Source organism: Pseudomonas laurylsulfatiphila (genome assembly GCF_002934665.1).
Taxonomy (GTDB): domain Bacteria; phylum Pseudomonadota; class Gammaproteobacteria; order Pseudomonadales; family Pseudomonadaceae; genus Aquipseudomonas; species Aquipseudomonas laurylsulfatiphila.
Genome location: NZ_NIRS01000006.1, coordinates 256,523 through 273,941 on the forward strand (window position 1 = coordinate 256,523; position 17,419 = coordinate 273,941).

The 17,419-nt window shown below is 59.3% G+C and carries 17 protein-coding genes and 2 tRNA genes; 14 read left to right on the plus strand and 5 right to left on the minus strand.

Translation table 11 applies throughout. The annotated features are described in order from the left end of the window. Nucleotides 1-161 precede the first annotated feature (161 nt). The 7 genes from CD175_RS23435 to CD175_RS23465 all read left to right on the plus strand — a co-directional run bounded on the left by CD175_RS23435 (nt 162) and on the right by CD175_RS23465 (nt 7,289). Nucleotides 162-1,199, plus strand: a complete 1,038-nt coding sequence (locus CD175_RS23435; protein WP_104450644.1) for a ligase-associated DNA damage response exonuclease — start codon at nt 162-164, stop codon at nt 1,197-1,199. Beyond that, nucleotides 1,196-2,866, plus strand: coding sequence for an ATP-dependent DNA ligase (locus CD175_RS23440; RefSeq protein WP_104450645.1), 1,671 nt, complete (start codon nt 1,196-1,198; stop codon nt 2,864-2,866). Before CD175_RS23435 ends, CD175_RS23440 begins: the two co-directional genes overlap by 4 nt. A gap of 225 nt (nt 2,867-3,091) precedes the next feature. Further along, entirely contained in the window at nt 3,092-3,874 is a 783-nt protein-coding gene (locus CD175_RS23445) for a transporter substrate-binding domain-containing protein (protein ID WP_104450646.1), read from the plus strand. 56 nt (nt 3,875-3,930) lie between these two features. Then, complete coding sequence (locus CD175_RS23450; protein ID WP_007971646.1) at nt 3,931-4,659, plus strand: ABC transporter permease; 729 nt, start codon at nt 3,931-3,933, stop codon at nt 4,657-4,659. Further along, nucleotides 4,656-5,366, plus strand: coding sequence for an ABC transporter permease (locus tag CD175_RS23455; protein ID WP_007971647.1), 711 nt, complete (start codon nt 4,656-4,658; stop codon nt 5,364-5,366). Before CD175_RS23450 ends, CD175_RS23455 begins: the two co-directional genes overlap by 4 nt. 26 nt (nt 5,367-5,392) lie before the next feature. Then, nucleotides 5,393-6,511 carry a succinylglutamate desuccinylase/aspartoacylase family protein gene (locus CD175_RS23460; RefSeq protein WP_104450647.1) on the plus strand — a complete coding sequence of 373 codons (1,119 nt, stop codon included), beginning with the start codon at nt 5,393-5,395 and terminating at the stop codon, nt 6,509-6,511. A 13-nt stretch (nt 6,512-6,524) separates the two neighbouring features. Then, entirely contained in the window at nt 6,525-7,289 is a 765-nt protein-coding gene (locus tag CD175_RS23465; RefSeq protein WP_104450648.1) for an ABC transporter ATP-binding protein, read from the plus strand. 55 nt (nt 7,290-7,344) lie between these two features. Here the strand turns inward: CD175_RS23465 and CD175_RS23470 are convergent, their stop codons facing one another. The 3 genes from CD175_RS23470 to dcd all read right to left on the minus strand — a co-directional run bounded on the left by CD175_RS23470 (nt 7,345) and on the right by dcd (nt 8,855). Further along, nucleotides 7,345-7,725, minus strand: coding sequence for a hypothetical protein (locus CD175_RS23470; RefSeq protein ID WP_240629023.1), 381 nt, complete (start codon nt 7,723-7,725; stop codon nt 7,345-7,347). Nucleotides 7,726-7,971: 246 nt separating this feature from the next. Beyond that, complete coding sequence (locus CD175_RS23475) at nt 7,972-8,181, minus strand: hypothetical protein (RefSeq protein WP_033047523.1); 210 nt, start codon at nt 8,179-8,181, stop codon at nt 7,972-7,974. A gap of 107 nt (nt 8,182-8,288) precedes the next feature. Beyond that, complete coding sequence (gene dcd / locus CD175_RS23480; protein ID WP_007940589.1) at nt 8,289-8,855, minus strand: dCTP deaminase; 567 nt, start codon at nt 8,853-8,855, stop codon at nt 8,289-8,291. Between the two features lie 353 nt (nt 8,856-9,208). On the opposite strand from dcd, the gene CD175_RS23485 reads away from it, so the two are divergent. Continuing rightward, complete coding sequence (locus CD175_RS23485) at nt 9,209-9,418, plus strand: cold-shock protein (protein WP_002554837.1); 210 nt, start codon at nt 9,209-9,211, stop codon at nt 9,416-9,418. Nucleotides 9,419-9,554: 136 nt separating this feature from the next. On the opposite strand, the gene CD175_RS23490 is transcribed toward CD175_RS23485, so the two are convergent. Continuing rightward, the gene (locus CD175_RS23490) at nt 9,555-10,562 is read right to left on the minus strand and encodes a DUF481 domain-containing protein (RefSeq protein WP_104450814.1); all 1,008 of its coding nucleotides are present in this window, start codon (nt 10,560-10,562) and stop codon (nt 9,555-9,557) included. Between the two features lie 165 nt (nt 10,563-10,727). Here CD175_RS23490 and CD175_RS23495 point away from each other — a divergent pair, with 165 nt between their 5' ends. From CD175_RS23495 to CD175_RS23510, 4 genes are all read left to right on the plus strand, one after another. Further along, on the plus strand, nt 10,728-11,081 hold the full coding sequence (locus tag CD175_RS23495; RefSeq protein WP_095965068.1) for an MGMT family protein: 354 nt from the start codon (nt 10,728-10,730) through the stop codon (nt 11,079-11,081). Nucleotides 11,082-11,125: 44 nt separating this feature from the next. Then, entirely contained in the window at nt 11,126-12,685 is a 1,560-nt protein-coding gene (locus tag CD175_RS23500; RefSeq protein ID WP_104450650.1) for an AmpG family muropeptide MFS transporter, read from the plus strand. Between the two features lie 143 nt (nt 12,686-12,828). Continuing rightward, nucleotides 12,829-14,544: a proline--tRNA ligase gene (locus tag CD175_RS23505; protein ID WP_102702778.1), complete on the plus strand. Its 1,716-nt coding sequence runs from the start codon at nt 12,829-12,831 to the stop codon at nt 14,542-14,544. 19 nt (nt 14,545-14,563) lie between these two features. Continuing rightward, nucleotides 14,564-15,517 (plus strand): hypothetical protein, encoded by a 954-nt coding sequence (locus CD175_RS23510; RefSeq protein ID WP_104450651.1) that lies wholly within the window; start codon nt 14,564-14,566, stop codon nt 15,515-15,517. Between the two features lie 124 nt (nt 15,518-15,641). Here the strand turns inward: CD175_RS23510 and dinB are convergent, their stop codons facing one another. Further along, nucleotides 15,642-16,703, minus strand: a complete 1,062-nt coding sequence (gene dinB, locus CD175_RS23515) for a DNA polymerase IV (RefSeq protein WP_104450652.1) — start codon at nt 16,701-16,703, stop codon at nt 15,642-15,644. Between the two features lie 301 nt (nt 16,704-17,004). On the opposite strand from dinB, the gene CD175_RS23520 reads away from it, so the two are divergent. After that, nucleotides 17,005-17,081: transfer RNA gene (locus tag CD175_RS23520), tRNA-Met, on the plus strand. A gap of 231 nt (nt 17,082-17,312) precedes the next feature. Next, nucleotides 17,313-17,389, plus strand: a tRNA-Met gene (locus CD175_RS23525). Nucleotides 17,390-17,419: the final 30 nt, after the last annotated feature.

The following is a 17,419-nucleotide window of genomic DNA, read 5'->3' on the forward strand; positions in this document are numbered from 1 at the left end:
CGCGAAAGCGGTCTGACATTCAAAATGAATGTTGATTGTTGAATCGCCATCGCGAGCCTGCTCGCTCCTACAGGGGCTGTTATTGGTCCCCCTAAATCAAATAGAACTTCTCGCCCCGCGCCAACCTCATAGCTAACAAGTCTCTCCACTCTGGCAACGCCATGGACCTTGTTATCTCGCGTCCCGAAGGTTTGTACTGCCCCGCCGGCGACTTCTATATCGATCCGTGGCGACCGGTCGAACGCGCCGTGATCACCCACGCCCACGGTGACCATGCCCGCGCCGGCAATCAGCACTACCTGGCAGCAGCGCCCGGCGAGGCCATTCTGCGCGTGCGACTGGGCCAGGACATCAATCTGCAAACCCTGCGCTATGGCGAACGCCTGCTGCATCACGGCGTATTCCTCAGTTTCCATCCCGCCGGCCACGTACTCGGCTCGGCGCAGGTACGACTGGAATACGGTGGAGAAGTCTGGGTGGCTTCCGGGGACTACAAGACCGAGCCCGATGGCACTTGTGCAGCGTTTGAACCCGTACGCTGCGACACCTTCATCACAGATTCGACCTTTGGCCTGCCGATCTACCGCTGGCAACCCCAGGTGCAAGTCTTTGCCGAGATCAATCAATGGTGGCAAGCCAACGCGGCGGTCGAAAAAACCAGCGTGCTGTTCTGTCATTCCCTCGGCAAGGCCCAACGCATTCTCCATGGCATCGACGCACGACTGGGCCCCATTCTCGTGCATGGCGCCGTGGAACCCATCAACCGGATCTACCGCGAAGCGGGAGTTCATTTGCCGGCCACGATTGATGCCGCCGACATCAAAAAGAGCGACCCGATGATGCGCAAGGCGCTGGTGCTCGCACCGCCTTCGGCGGCGAACAGCAGCTGGATGCGTCGCTTTGTCGATTACAGCGATGGTTTAGCCAGTGGCTGGATGCGTTTGCGCGGAACACGTCGGCGGTTCGGTGTAGACCGAGGTTTCGTCCTGTCCGACCACGCCGACTGGCCAGGTTTGCTGTGGGCCATCGAACAGACCGGCGCCGAACGGCTCATGGCGACCCACGGATCGAGCGGCGCACTGGTACGTTATCTGCGCGAACAGAGGCTTGATGCCATGGCGTTCGATACTCGATACGGTGAAGACGAAGAAGAGAACCCTGCCCCCGCCGAGGCCGAACTGGCCGCGGTGCTGCCATGAAGGCATTCGCTGAGCTGTATGCCAGGCTCGACGCCTCGACATCGAACAACGCCAAACTGGCGGCGATGCAAAACTACTTCGCCCAGGCCGCACCGGAAGATGCCGCATGGGCAGTGTACTTTCTGTCGGGAGGACGTCCCCGGCAATTGGTACCCGTGCGGGTACTGCGCGAACTGGCGGTGGCGTTTTCCGGTTTGCCGCAATGGCTGTTCGAAGAGAGTTACCAGGCCGTCGGTGACCTCGCGGAAACCATTTCGTTGGTCTTGCCGCAAGTGCCGTACCGTTCAACCGACGGGCTGGCCACGTGGGTCGAGGACAAGCTGCTGCCATTGCGCGACGAAACACCGCAATCCCTCGCGCAAAGGTTACCGGAGCTGTGGGCGCAACTGGACCGGGTGAGCCTGATGGTCTGCATCAAACTGATCACTGGCAGCTTTCGCGTCGGGGTGTCCAAATTACTGGTCACCCGCGCCCTGGCAGCCATGGCCGGTCTGGACAGCAAACGCGTGGCGCAGCGGCTGGTGGGTTACACCGATCAGGCCCACCGCCCCAGCGCCGCCAGCTACCTGAAACTGATCGCCGCCGAATCCCCGGATGAACATGCCCAGCGTGGCGGCCAGCCCTACCCGTTTTTTCTCGCCCATGCCTTGTCGTCGCCCGTGGAACAATTCGAAGCGCTGCTCGGCCCTGCCCGACACTGGCAGGCGGAATGGAAATGGGATGGCATCCGCGCCCAGGTGATCAAGCGCGGCGGGCGACTGTGGATCTGGTCGCGGGGTGAAGAGTTGGTCACCGAACGCTTCCCTGAACTGGACAGTTTGATTCTGGGCCTTCCCGACGGGACAGTGATCGACGGCGAGATCGTCGCCTGGAAGTCTGCGCCAACCGGCGCCGAAAAGGCTTTTGAACCCGCAGTGCAACCTTTCGCCCTCCTGCAGCAACGAATCGGTCGCAAGAACCTGGACCGGAAAATCCTCGATGAAGTGCCGGTGGTGCTGTTCGCCTTCGATTTGCTCGAATGGCAGGGAGAAGACTGGCGCAACCGGAGTCAGGCCGAGCGTCGTGCACAACTGGAACGGGTGGCCGGTGACTGCGCCAACCCGCGGTTGCGCCTCTCGCCATTGTTGACCGGCGACACCTGGCTCGATTTCGCCCGCCAGCGCGAGGCATCCCGCGTCCTCGGTGTCGAAGGCCTGATGCTCAAGGCGCGCGATGCCCTGTACGGCGTCGGCCGGACCAGGGACATGGGCGTGTGGTGGAAATGGAAAGTCGACCCGTTCAGCGTTGACGCCGTGCTGATCTATGCGCAACAGGGGCAAGGACGCCGGGCCAGCCTCTACAGCGATTATACGTTCGCCGTCTGGGACGGCCCGCCAGAGGCCAGTGAACGCACCCTGGTGCCGTTTGCCAAAGCTTACTCAGGGCTCAGCGATGACGAAATCCGCCAGGTCGACAACATCGTGCGCAAGACCACAGTGGAAAAATTCGGCCCCGTGAGCAGCGTCCAGCCAAGCCTGGTGTTTGAATTGGGCTTTGAGGGAATCGCCCTCTCCCGTCGTCACAAGAGTGGCATTGCCGTGCGCTTTCCGCGTATGTTGCGCTGGCGCAAGGATAAGTCGGTCGACGAAGCCGACAGTTTGACGACCCTGCAAAATCTGCTCAGCTAACCCCTCTATCCGTCCTCAAATATTTTTCTTTTTGAGTCGAACTGGTGCGGCCATTTCCCTGCGCCCGTTTTCGTGCATAAATCTGTCTCCGGCTATTTCCAGACACCTTTTAAAACGCTTGTTCGGCACTCTGGTTCGGAAATTGCTACTTTCAACAGGTCTTACGCTTTCCAGTAACAATAATTCTGCGCCACGAGCGCTCATATTGGTTTTAGGGATTGAATAATGAAAAAAGCATTGCTGACCCTTTCTGCACTGGCGTTGTGCATGGCTGCTGGCTCCGCCATGGCGAAAGAATACAAAGAACTGCGTTTCGGCGTTGACCCTTCCTACGCACCGTTTGAGTCGAAAGCAGCCGATGGCAGCCTGATAGGCTTCGACATCGATCTGGGGAACGCGATCTGCGCCGAACTGAAGGTCAAGTGCAAGTGGGTCGAAAGTGACTTCGATGGCATGATCCCTGGCCTCAAAGCCAACAAATTCGACGGCGTGATCTCGTCGATGACCGTTACCGAAGCCCGTGAAAAAGTCATCGACTTCTCCAGCGAGCTGTTCTCCGGCCCAACCGCCTACGTGTCCAAGAAAGGTTCTGGCGTGACTGAAGACGTCGCCTCGCTCAAGGGCAAGACCGTCGGCTACGAGCAAGGCACCATTCAGGAAGCCTATGCCAAAGCCGTTCTGGACAAGGCCGGCGTGAAAACCCAGGCCTACGCCAACCAGGATCAGGTCTACGCCGATTTGACTTCCGGTCGTCTCGATGCAGGGATTCAGGACATGCTGCAAGCCGAACTGGGCTTCCTGAAGTCGCCACAGGGCGCCGACTACGATGTCAGCAAGCCGGTCGACAACGCTTTGCTGCCAGCCAAGACAGCCATCGGCATTAAGAAAGGTAACACCGAGCTGAAAGCACTTTTGGATAAAGGTATCAAAGCGTTACACGATGATGGCACCTACGCCACCATTCAGAAGAAACACTTTGGCGATCTGAATCTGTACAGCGGCAAATAATGCCCGGCGCCCATCTCGCGATGGGCGCTTTTTTCATCCGATCAGGTTGCTGATTTATGTTCGAAAACCTATTAGAAAATCTGGGGCTCTCTGCCTTCAGCCTCAAGGGCTTCGGTCCACTGCTGATGCAAGGCACCTGGATGACGATCAAGTTGTCGGCGTTGTCGCTGTTGGTGGCCGTGTTGCTCGGGCTGCTCGGCGCCAGTGCCAAGCTGTCAAAAGTCAAACTGATGCGCGTGCCTGCCCAGCTCTACACCACCCTCATTCGCGGCGTTCCGGACCTGGTCCTGATGCTGCTGATCTTCTACAGCCTGCAAACCTGGCTGACCTCCTTTACCGATTACATGGAATGGGAATACATCGAGATCAACCCGTTCAGTGCCGGGGTCATTACCCTGGGCTTCATCTACGGTGCGTATTTCACCGAAACCTTCCGTGGCGCGATCCTCGCCGTCCCACGGGGTCAGGTCGAAGCGGCCACCGCCTATGGCCTCAAGCGCGGCCAGCGCTTCTGGATCGTGGTGTTCCCGCAGATGATGCGTTATGCCCTGCCGGGGATCGGCAACAACTGGATGGTGATGCTCAAGGCCACCGCCCTGGTGTCGATCATCGGCCTCGCCGACCTGGTCAAGGCTGCCCAGGACGCCGGTAAAAGCACCTATCAGCTGTTTTACTTCCTGGTGCTTGCGGCATTGATCTACCTGGTGATCACCAGCGCGTCCAACTTCATTCTGCGCTGGCTTGAGCGTCGTTACTCCGCCGGTACCCGGGAGGCCGTACGATGATCGAACTTCTGCAGGAATACTGGAAACCCTTCCTCTATAGCGACGGCAATAACATCACCGGCCTGGCCATGACGATGTGGCTGCTCAGCGCGTCGATCTTCTTCGGTTTTCTCGTGTCGATCCCGCTGTCCATCGCCCGTGTATCGCCGCACTTCTACATCCGTTGGCCGGTGCAGTTCTATACCTACCTGTTCCGTGGCACGCCGCTCTATATCCAGTTGCTGATCTGTTACACGGGGATCTACAGCCTGGCCGCCATTCGGGCCCAGCCAGTACTGGACGCATTCTTTCGCGATGCGATGAACTGCACGATCCTGGCCTTCGCCCTGAACACCTGCGCCTACACCACGGAGATTTTCGCCGGGGCAATCCGCAGCATGGCCCACGGTGAAGTGGAAGCGGCCAAGGCTTACGGCCTGACAGGCTGGAAGCTGTATGCCTACGTGATCATGCCGTCGGCCCTGCGTCGCTCGTTGCCGTACTACAGCAACGAAGTGATTCTGATGCTGCACTCGACCACCGTGGCCTTCACCGCGACTATCCCGGACATCCTGAAAGTCGCGCGGGACGCCAACTCGGCGACATTCCTGACCTTCCAGTCGTTCGGCATCGCCGCGCTGATCTACCTGACCGTCACTTTTGCGCTGGTCGGCCTGTTCCGCCTTGCCGAACGCCGATGGCTGGCCTTCCTCGGGCCGACCCACTAGGTCTCAACCTGCTTCAGGAACAACAGATGCGCCACCAGAAACATGACCTGCTGGCCCCGCTGCCGGGGACCGCACGACAGATCCACAGTTTTCACTTCGGCCCACAACCGGCCAACGGCAAGATCTACATCCAGGCCTCCCTGCACGCCGACGAAATGCCCGGCATGCTGGTGGCCTGGCACCTCAAGCAACGCCTGGCAGAGCTGGAAGCCGCCGGTCGCCTGCGCAGCGAAATCGTGCTCGTGCCCATCGCCAACCCGGTGGGCCTGGAACAGGTGCTGATGGATGTGCCGCTAGGCCGCTACGAGCTGGAAAGCGGCCAGAACTTCAACCGCTGGTTCGTCGACCTCAGTGAAGAAGTCGGCAACGCGATCGAGGGCAAGCTCGGTGACGATCCGCAGCACAACCAGCAACTGATCCGCAGCAGCCTGCGCGAAGCGCTGGCCCGGCAGACTGCCGACACCCAATTGCAATCCCAGCGCCTGACCCTGCAACGACTGGCCTGCGACGCCGACATGGTGCTTGACCTGCATTGCGACTTCGAAGCGGTCGCGCATCTGTACACCACCCCGGATGCCTGGCCGCAGGTCGAGCCGCTGGCCCGTTACATCGGCGCCGAAGCCAGTCTGCTGGCGACGGACTCTGGCGGTCAGTCGTTCGATGAATGCTTCACCCTGCTGTGGTGGCAGTTGAAAGAGCGCTTCGGCGAACACTTCGACATTCCGCCGGGCAGTTTTTCGGTGACCGTCGAATTGCGCGGTCAGGGCGACGTCAATCATCCGCTGGCGAACCGTGATTGCCAGGCTCTGATTGATTACCTGATCCATTTCGGCGCGATCGCCGGCGAATCCGCACCCCTGCCCGACCTGCCCTATCCGGCGACACCGCTGGCCGGTGTAGAACCAGTAGCCACGCCTGCCGGCGGGCTGCTGGTATTCACCGCGCTACCGGGGCAATACCTGGAAGCCGGGCAACTGATCGCCGAGGTCATTGATCCGATCAACGATCGCGTCACTCCCGTCCACTGCTCCGCCGCCGGGCTGATGTACGCCCGCTCGCTGCGCCGCATGGCCACTGCCGGCATGGTGATCGCCCACGTCGCGGGCACCGAAGCCTATCGCAGCGGCTATCTACTTTCGCCTTGAGGATGCACGCCCCATGTACAAATTGACCATCGAAGGCCTGCATAAAAGCTATGGCGACCATGAAGTCCTCAAAGGTGTTTCGCTCAAGGCCAGTACCGGCGACGTCATCAGCCTGATCGGCGCCAGCGGCTCGGGTAAAAGTACCTTTCTGCGTTGCATCAACTTCCTGGAACAACCCAACGACGGCGCCATGAGCCTCGACGGGCAGAACATCCGCATGATCAAGGATCGTCACGGCATGCACGTGGCCGATGCCAATGAATTGCAGCGGATTCGCACCCGTCTGGCCATGGTGTTCCAGCACTTCAACCTGTGGAGCCACATGACGGTGCTGGAAAACATCACCATGGCGCCGCGCCGGGTACTGGGCTGCGACAGGAAAGAAGCCGAGGACCGCGCCCGACGCTACCTCGACAAGGTGGGGTTGGCCTCCCGTGTGGCGGATCAATACCCGGCATTCCTGTCCGGCGGCCAGCAACAACGGGTGGCGATTGCCCGCGCACTGGCCATGGAACCGGAAGTCATGCTGTTCGACGAACCGACCTCGGCCCTGGATCCGGAACTGGTAGGCGAAGTGCTCAAGGTGATCCAAGGCCTGGCCGAAGAGGGCCGGACCATGATCATGGTGACCCACGAAATGAGCTTTGCCCGCAAAGTATCGAGCCAGGTGCTGTTTCTGCACCAGGGCCTGGTGGAGGAAGAAGGCGCGCCGGAAGACGTGCTGGGCAACCCGAAAAGCGAGCGGTTGAAGCAGTTCCTCAGTGGCAACCTGAAATAACCACCGGCAGGAAGAGTGGAAGCCGGCTGGCCCGGCTTCCACCATCCATCAACCGTTATGCCCCAGCTTCGTTTTCCAACCTGAAACTGCCATTACTCACTTGCAGGCCATTAGCGTCCGTCCCGCTGAAGCGCCCGGCAAACTGCGCGTCACCTCCCACCGTCAACTCGAGCGTTCCCGGATAAAGCTCTGCCTCCGAGTTGCCGCTCACATGGATGACCATGGGAGTTGTCCCGTTGAGCTCCAAGCTGAAGCTGCCACTCTGGATGCCTATCGGCAAGTACACTAAAAACGCTGTCCCCTGACCGTTATCCGCCTCAATGCAATGAATGTTTGACTGCTGGTAAAAATCGAGTCCATCCGTTACGCGAAACTGCATGGAGCCGTCTGTCGTGATGACCTCGGCACTCATATGTCCCGATCGATTTGCACTCATCTGAATGTTCCTTTTCATATTCGTCGTTAACTGACTGGCGCCCCTTTGCCGATGGGCACAGGGCACGCAGCTCACAGATAGAACCACGGCCATACCCGTCGATTGGTTTCGACGACAGACACAGTTACTTCCGAATATGTGCAGGCTGATTCAGATGCTTCGTTCGTGAATGGCAAAACAGGCGCAGACCTGCTTGCTGAAGACAACCAGCGCCGTTCACCGGCCATGAATGGCGGACATCGAAAATCAGGCAACAGGCGCAGGCGGTGGCTCATCCGGCAGAGTAGGCTCACCTGGCTCGTTAGGCTGTTCGTTAGGGGTATCAGGATCAGGCTGGCCGGGAATACCCCCTGCCATGCTGACGGGCGGATGTGCCAACAATGACCAGGCCAGAACGCCAACCTGATTGGGTTCAAGCCTTGCCAGTTCGGCACTGATTCGCGGATCGATCTTCATTCGGCACTCCTGGGCGATGGCCCGACCCGCCTTGCGCAGATCGGAACAGTACACTCCATAGAGTGTACGCCCGCCCAGGAATTCCCGACATTTCTCGGACGGTTGACTCAGGTGCGTGGCAGGGTCACGCCACGCTGGCCCTGATACTTGCCGCCACGGTCCTTGTAGGACACTTCACACTCTTCGTCCGACTCGAGGAACAGCATCTGCGCCACACCTTCGTTGGCGTAGATTTTCGCCGGCAGATTGGTGGTGTTGGAGAACTCCAGGGTCACGTGACCTTCCCACTCAGGCTCGAGCGGCGTGACGTTGACGATGATGCCGCAGCGCGCGTAAGTGCTTTTACCCAGGCAAATGGTCAATACATTGCGCGGAATGCGGAAGTATTCGACGGTGCTGGCCAGGGCGAAGGAGTTCGGCGGAATGATGCACACGTCGCTGTGGATGTCGACGAAGCTGCCGGCATCGAAGTTTTTCGGGTCGACGATGGCCGAATTGATGTTGGTGAACACCTTGAAATGATTGGTGCAACGCACGTCGTAGCCGTAGCTCGACACGCCGTAGGAGATCACACGGCTATCGTCGCTGCCGCGCATCTGGCGCTCGACGAAAGGCTCAATCATGCCGTGTTCCTGCGCCATGCGGCGAATCCACTTGTCCGATTTGATGCTCATGGCGGGTGTCCTGAATTGCGAGGTCGAAAAATTCTGTCCGGCATCTTACCGGGCGCGCCGCCGGGTTCAAAGTCCGGGGTGCAATTCTCGCCGAACAGGCAGGAATTACGCGCGTTGGCGACGAACCGTCACACCGCCGATCCTTAAAACAGAGAAACCTTCGCAAGAAGCATTGGCACGTCTCGGAAAAAGGGTTAAGGTGGCGTCACTGTGCTGCTTGTGTCACTGAGAATCTCTACACGATATGTTGAATTTCGATCCAACCATCTACAAGAATTTTTCCTGCTCTTTGCACTCAGTCTCGGCCAGGGTTCTTCCTGAGTCGCAGTTATCTTTGTTCAAGGAGTTACACCATGTCTAATCGCCAAACCGGTACCGTTAAGTGGTTCAACGATGAAAAAGGCTTCGGCTTCATCACCCCACAATCCGGTGACGACCTGTTCGTTCACTTCAAAGCTATCCAGTCCGACGGCTTCAAAAGCCTGAAAGAAGGCCAACAGGTTTCTTTCATCGCTACCCGCGGTCAGAAAGGCATGCAAGCTGAAGAAGTTCAAGTTATCTAACTTGTACTTGCTTTAGTAAAAAGCCCCGCCCTCAACAGCGGGGCTTTTTTGTGCCTGTGTGTTTTTCACAGGTAAAAAAGATCGCAGCCTGCGGCAGCTCCTACAGAGCTGCCGCAGGCTGCGATCTTTTAGCGTCTTACCAGGTCACGCCAAACCCTGCGGTGTAACGTGTCTTGTCCAGATCCGCATCGTCGGTGCCACTGATGATGTCCCGCTCCGCCTTCAGGTTCAGCGAAGCCCAGTCAGTCACTTTATAGCGCAACCCCATCTCGGCATCGAGTGCGTAGTCGGCCACACCCGACAGCGGCTTGCCGACCTCACCATTGGTGAAGAACTCGACACGCTTGCCGATCAGGTAGCGGTTGTAGTCCCACGTCATGGCCAGGGCGTAGAAATTTTCCTTGCTGCCATCGGCGAACTCATAGTCCGTGCGGTTGATCAGCGAGCCCAGGGAGAACGCCCCGAGTTCGTTATCCCAGAACTGATAGCCGGGGCCCGTACCAACGGTTCGCTGACGGGAAAGGTCTTCGACCTTGTCGCGCTTGTACACCAGGCGTCCCTGCCAGAACCATTGCTCGGTCAGGAACCGGTCGATGGAGTACTCGGCCCGCCAGTTGTCCGTGGTCACCACGCCGTCCTGGAATTCGCGGTTGTATTCGCCTTCGGCGGTATGCCGCCAGCGACCGTGGCGCGCAGTGGTCTTGAAATCGATGTCGTAGTCATCAGTGTCGTTTTCCGCCCGTTGATAATCCAGCGCGACATCGACATTGCCTTTCCACACCAGATCCTCGACCACCGGTTTTGGCTTGAGAATCTGCTGAATGCTCGCCAGTTCGACCGTCTTCGGCGCCTCGCCATTGGCCAGCGTGACCTTGCCGGCGTCTGCCGCTTTCAGCGACTTGGCTTTCTCGCCCTTATAGGCATCCTGCTTGACCAGCAACTCCTGATCGCTGTCCAGGGTCTTGACCTGCTTCCAGTCGATCGTCACCGCACCGGCATAGTCGGTCTGGATCAGCAGCTTGCCGCCATCGAACAGCGTGATCTTGCCACTGAGCTTGTCACCGTTCTTCAACCACACGGTATCGGCTAGCAAGGGAGTGGAGGCGCCAAGAACAGCGAGACATAGCAGGGATCTGGACAACAACATATGCAAAATACAGGCTCGGGATTGCGAAAAAATCGGCATTATCCGTAGGAATAAGGCCCTGACAAGGACTGACCCGACTATTTCTGTTGAGTTCATTTCTCAAGCGCCCGTACAGGAATTACTCTACAGACGGTAAAGCAGACTTCTTCAGGACTGACGGACGTGACCGATCCAACCGATGACCCCGAGAGCGCAGCGCAAATCCGACGCACGGCGCTGTACCTGACTCTGGCGCAAGTTCCCGAGGGCAAAGTCGTCAGCTACGGCCAGTTGGCCGAGCTTGCAGGATTGGGTCGCGCCGCTCGCTGGGTGGGCCGCACACTCAGCCAATTGCCGAGCGACAGCAAGCTGCCCTGGCATCGCGTTCTGGGCGCAAACGGGCGTATCAGCCTGCCGGTCGGCAGCCCTTCAGGCGATGAGCAGCGCGCACGATTACGCATGGAGGGCATCAGTGTCCTGAATAATCGTGTTGATATTCAGCGCCATGGCTGGCGCCCGGTAGAGCACAGCGGTTAGAGTGCGCGCTTTGTTTCCGTATTTCTTGAGGCAGACTCCAGCCCATGCCCCGTAAAACCTGGCGCGCCGCGCTCGCCGCTTATGCCAGCCCCTCGACACTCGTGCTGTTGCTGCTTGGCTTCGCCGCCGGCCTGCCCTACATGCTGGTGTTTTCGACTCTTTCGGTCTGGCTCCGTGAAGCCGGCGTAGCTCGTGAAACCATTGGCTATGCAAGCCTGATCGGCCTGGCCTATGCCTTCAAATGGGTCTGGTCGCCCTTGCTCGACCAATGGCGACTGCCATTGCTCGGCAAACTCGGCCGACGACGATCCTGGCTGGTATTGTCCCAGGCACTGGTCATCCTGGGCCTGATCGGGATGGGTTTCTGCGACCCGCAAAAGCATCTGTCCTGGCTGATCGCCATTGCCGTGGTCGTCGCTTTCGCATCAGCGACACAAGACATTGCAGTGGACGCCTACCGCCTGGAAATCGCCGAAGACAATCGCCAGGCCGCCCTGGCCGCCAGCTACATGTCCGGTTACCGGGTCGCCGCGCTGCTGGCTACCGCAGGCGCGCTGTACTTCGCCGAAGGCTTTGGCTCCACCGGCTTCAACTACAAGCATTCGGCCTGGGCCGGCACTTACATCCTGTTCGGCGCGCTGATGGTCCCGGCACTGCTGACGTCCCTGTTCATGCGCGAGCCACCCGTGCCGTTGCGCACGCAACTGCAGGCCGGGCGCTACAGCTTCATGCATCAACTGGCCTCGGTGTTCGTGCTGATCATTTTGCTGGTGTCCGTGCCCGCCATGTTCACCCAGCTCTACAACACCGACTTCGCCAGCGTACTGTTCGAAGGCGTGAGCCTGCTCGACCTGCTGCTCGAAGACCGCGCATTCCTGCGGGCCATCCTCTACATCACGCTGACCGCCCTGTGCCTCTCGGCCATGGGCCGTCGTGGCTTGGCGCCGGTGCTGACGCCGGTCAACGACTTCATCCTGCGATACCGCTGGCAAGCGCTGCTGTTACTCGGCCTGATCGCCACCTATCGGATGTCCGATACGGTCATGGGCGTGATGGCCAACGTGTTCTACATCGACCAGGGCTTCACCAAGGACCAGATTGCAAGCGTGAGCAAAATCTTCGGCCTGATCATGACCCTGGTCGGCGCCGGCATGGGCGGCCTGCTGATCGTGCGTTTCGGCATCCTGCCAATCCTGTTCATCGGCGGCATCGCATCCGCGGCGACCAACATCCTGTTCCTGATGCTCGCCGACATGGGCCCCAACCTGAACATGCTGGTACTGACCATCTCCCTGGACAACTTCAGTTCAGGCCTGGCCACCTCGGCCTTCGTGGCCTACCTGTCGAGCCTGACCAACCTCAAGTTCTCCGCCACCCAGTACGCCCTGCTCAGCTCGATCATGCTGTTGCTGCCACGCCTGATCGGCGGCTACTCAGGGGTCATGGTGGAGAAGTTCGGTTATCACGACTTCTTCCTGATTACCGCCCTGCTGGGCGTCCCGACCCTGCTATTGATCGCCCTGCACTGGTTCCAGGAGAACCGCCGCGCAGGTCCGACACCCACCCCGGAACCGCTGCAGACCCCGGTCGCCGAAGAATCGTAGGTTTATTACGCAGGAAGAATCGCGGAGGGCCGCGTGAATCGCGCCCTCCTGCCACACCACCGACCGCACGCCTGTACGCCAGCGGATCTCGCCCGTACAATGCTCCGTCATTTCTCGTCATCAGCAATCGATAACGGCCAACCATGCGCACCAGTCAATTTTTGCTCGCCACACAAAAAGAAACGCCTTCCGACGCGGTCGTGATCAGCCATCAGCTGATGCTGCGCGCCGGCATGATCCGCAAACTTGCCTCGGGCCTGTACACCTGGCTGCCGATGGGCTTGCGGGTAATGCGCAAGGTCGAAGCCGTCGTTCGTGAAGAAATGAACGCCGCCGGCTCTCTCGAAGTGTTGATGCCGAGCACGCAACCGGCCGAGCTTTGGCAGGAATCCGGGCGCTGGGAAGAGTACGGCCCTGAATTGCTGCGCTTCAAGGATCGCCACGGCCGCGACTTCTGCGCCGGCCCGACCCACGAAGAAGTCATCACCGATCTGATGCGCAACGAGTTGAGCAGCTACAAGCAGCTGCCGATCAACCTGTACCAGATCCAGACCAAATTCCGTGACGAAATCCGCCCACGCTTCGGCTTGATGCGCGGCCGCGAATTCATCATGAAGGACGCCTACTCGTTCCACGCTGACCAGCCTTCGCTGCAAATCACCTACGACCGCATGCACCAGGCCTACTGCAACGTGTTCACCCGCCTGGGCCTGAAGTTCCGCCCTGTTGAAGCCGACAACGGCTCCATCGGCGGTGCCGGCTCCCACGAGTTCCACGTGCTGGCCGAGTCCGGCGAAGACGATATCGTGTTCAGCAACGGCTCCGACTACGCCGCGAACATCGAGAAAGCCGAAGCCGTGCCACGGGAAACCTCGCGCGCCGCTGCGACCGAACAACTGCGCCTGGTCGACACGCCGAACGCCAAGACCATTGCGCAACTGGTCGAAGGCTTCAACCTGCCGATCGAGAAAACCATCAAGACCCTCGTGGTGCACGCTGAAGAGAAAGGCAAGCTGATCGCCCTGATCATCCGTGGCGACCATGAGCTGAACGAAATCAAGGCCGCCAACCAGCCTGGCGTGGCCAGCCCTCTGGTCATGGCCTCGGAAAGCGAACTGCGCGAAGCCATTGGCGCCGGTGCCGGTTCCCTCGGCCCGCTGAACCTGCCGCTGCCGATCATCATCGACCGCTCGGTCGAACTGATGAGCGACTTCGGCATCGGTGCCAACATCGACGACAAACACTACTTCGGCGTGAACTGGGAGCGCGACCTGCCTGTTCCGACCGTTGCCGACCTGCGCAACGTCGTGGCCGGTGACCCGAGCCCGGACGGCAAAGGCACACTGGAAATCAAGCGCGGCATCGAAGTCGGGCACATCTTCCAGCTAGGCAACAAGTACAGCAAAGCGATGAAGTGCGAAGTACTGGGCGAGAACGGCAAGCCGGTCACCCTGGAAATGGGCTGCTACGGCATTGGCGTGTCCCGCGTGGTGGCGGCTGCCATCGAGCAGAACAACGACGAAAACGGGATCATCTGGAGCGACACGCTCGCGCCGTTCCAGATTGCCCTGGTGCCGCTGCGCTACGAAACCGAGCAGGTTCGCGAAGCCACCGACAAGCTGTACGCGGAACTGACCGCTGCCGGCTTCGAAGTGCTGCTGGACGACCGTGACAAGAAAACCAGCCCGGGCATCAAGTTCGCGGACATGGAACTGATCGGCATTCCACACCGGATCGTGGTCAGCGACCGCGGCCTGGCCGAAGGCAACCTGGAATACAAGAGCCGTACCGAGGCCGACGCACAAGCGCTGCCGGTCGCCGACGTGCTGTCCTTCCTTCAGGCCCGCATCCGCCGCTGATAGCAGATATAGAGACGTCATGTTCAAGCGAAACACCTTAGGCCTCGGTGGCGCCGCCTTGTGCGGCGCCCTGCTGGTCAGCGGCTGTGCCAATCACATGTCACAACGCAGCGAGCACGAGGAACGGGTCGAGCGCAAATTGCTCGATCACAGCCTGCAGATCGATGTCGGTGAGCCCAAGGTGCTTGAGCTGCCGCAACGGCGGGTGAAAATCCACGAGCAGAAGACTTTCGAAGTCACCGAGTACGAAGTCACGCGTCACTATGACCGCTATACGCCGTACCAACCCTGGCGGGAGATCTACGAAATCCCGCTGGGCGCGGTGGCCGTGGTGGCGGGTGTCGGTGCCAACGTGGTCAATGTGTTCGCCCTCGGCAATCTGCCGGACAGCGTGACCAAGGACTGGCTGAGCTACGGTTTCGCCGGGCTCAACCCGTTCATGAACGTGCAGTCCCATGGCCGCGCGCAGCAGAACCTGGCCGGTATTGATGAAGTCCAGCGCGACAAACGCACGGAGTACTCAAGCCTGCCCTGGAGCGAGCGCCCGGTCGAGGTCAAGGCCGGCAAGGAAACCTTCGAACTGACCACCGACAAAAACGGCGTGTTGCGCCTGAATCTGTTGGATAACCCGTTCGCCGAACATGACATCAATCATCTGAGCCGCTTGCTGATCCGTGTTGAGGCTGCCCAGGACAACGTGCACAGCGATTCCACCCTGGCCGTCAGCAGCACCTTGCGCAGCAAGCTCTATGAGGCCCACGGGCTGATTTATGACGATCTCGAAGGCGACGAAGTCAGCCAGTGGGTCCACCGGGTCAAACGCCTGTCGGAGCTGGGTCTTGAAGAAGAAGCCAGTGAGCTGGAACAGAGCCTGATCGAGCTGACGCGCAACGACCCAGAATTGCAGACCGAGTTCCTGAAGTCGCTGGCCCGCAATGGCGAGCGGCTGGTGGCGAATCCGGGGCTGAACTAAGAGCCAAAAAGCTTCGTCGGATCGCCGCCCGGAGCAGGCTCGCTCCCACATTGGATTTGTGAACACTCAAATCCCCTGTGGGAGCGAGCCTGCTCGCGAAGAGGCCCGCAAATTCACCACCCAACTACCGCTCAAACAACTCCATCTGCTCGAACCCGCCCCGCAAGTCCTCCAGCCGCACGCCCACACCCAACAACCGCACCGGTTTACCGCCACGATTGAAGGCCTGGGTCAGCATCAACTGATAACTTCCCAGATCCCGCCCTGCCCCGGCCTGCTCCAATGTCGTCTGCGTGAAGTCGTGAAATTTCACTTTGACGAATGGCTTGCCCGGACGATAACTGCTGTCGATTCGCGCCATGCGACCGGCCAGGGTCTCCAGCAGCTCGGGCAACTTATCCAGGCAACTCCTCAGGTCCGGCAGGTCAACGTCGTAGGTATTTTCGACACTGATTGACTGACGACGACTGTCGTTGTGCACTACACGCTCATCAATCCCACGGGCCAGGCTCCAGAGTCGTTCGCCAAAGCTGCCGAACTCACGCACCAGCGCCAACTTGTCCCACTCGCGCAGTTGCAGGCAATCAGTGATTCCCAGCTTGCCAAGCTTGTCGGCGGTGACTTTGCCGACCCCGTGCAGCTTGCTCACCGGCAAGCCACTGACAAAGTCCTCGACCTGGTCCGGAGTGATGACGAACAGCCCGTTGGGCTTTTTCCAGTCACTGGCGATCTTGGCCAGAAACTTGTTCGGCGCCACGCCCGCCGACACGGTGATGTGCAACTGATTGGAGACCCGACGCCGGATGTCCTGGGCAATTCGCGTTGCACTGCCAGCAAAATGCGCGCTGTCCGACACATCGAGGTAGGCCTCGTCGAGCGAGAGCGGCTCGATGATCTCGGTGTAATCGCGAAAGATCGTGTGGATTTCCCTGGACGCTTCTCGATAGGCATCCATGCGTGGCTTGACGATGGTCAGGTCCGGGCACAGCTTCAAGGCATGCCCTGAAGACATCGCCGAACGCACTCCGTACGCCCGCGCTTCATAATTGCAGGTGGCGATCACCCCGCGCCGGTCCGCCGACCCGCCCACCGCCAATGGCTTGCCGGCCAGACGCGGGTCATCACGCATCTCAATGGCGGCGTAGAAACAGTCACAGTCGACGTGGATGATCTTTCGCTGAGTCATGGCAAAGCAGAGTTCATGGCAAGGAAAAGGCGTGTTGGTGTGACGGACATCCAGTATCTCACCGACACCTGTATATAGCACCAGTAGTCTGAATGTTCTTTTCGAGGGGTGGGAAATGTCGTTGGTAAATTTATTTTTTCAATCAGAAAAACATTCCCGATAGAGCCGCAGGCCTTGCCCCGCCTGCCTCACAGGCTGACAAACCCGCTCATCGGCAAGCTAACCGATTGAAGATGAACAGGTTTTATCTGAATTGAAGGTTGACACCCCGGCGTATCTCTATAGAATGCCGACACACAGACGCGGGATGGAGCAGTCTGGTAGCTCGTCGGGCTCATAACCCGAAGGTCGTCGGTTCAAATCCGGCTCCCGCAACCAAACATCAAAAAAGGCTACTCGAAAGAGTGGCCTTTTTTGTGCGTGCCTGTTTTGTAGCGCCGGCACCGAAACCCGCCATCCCTGCTGGCCCGAGCGATCAGCAGAAATCGTTCTGATTCCGAAACTTAGCCAAAGGCTGCGACCGTTCGCCGCGCTTTAACGTTTATTTGAGCTGGTTCTGGATTAACGGTTGACACCCTGACGATTCTCTATAGAATGCCGCCACACAGACGCGGGATGGAGCAGTCTGGTAGCTCGTCGGGCTCATAACCCGAAGGTCGTCGGTTCAAATCCGGCTCCCGCAACCAAACATCAAAAAAGGCTACTCGAAAGAGTGG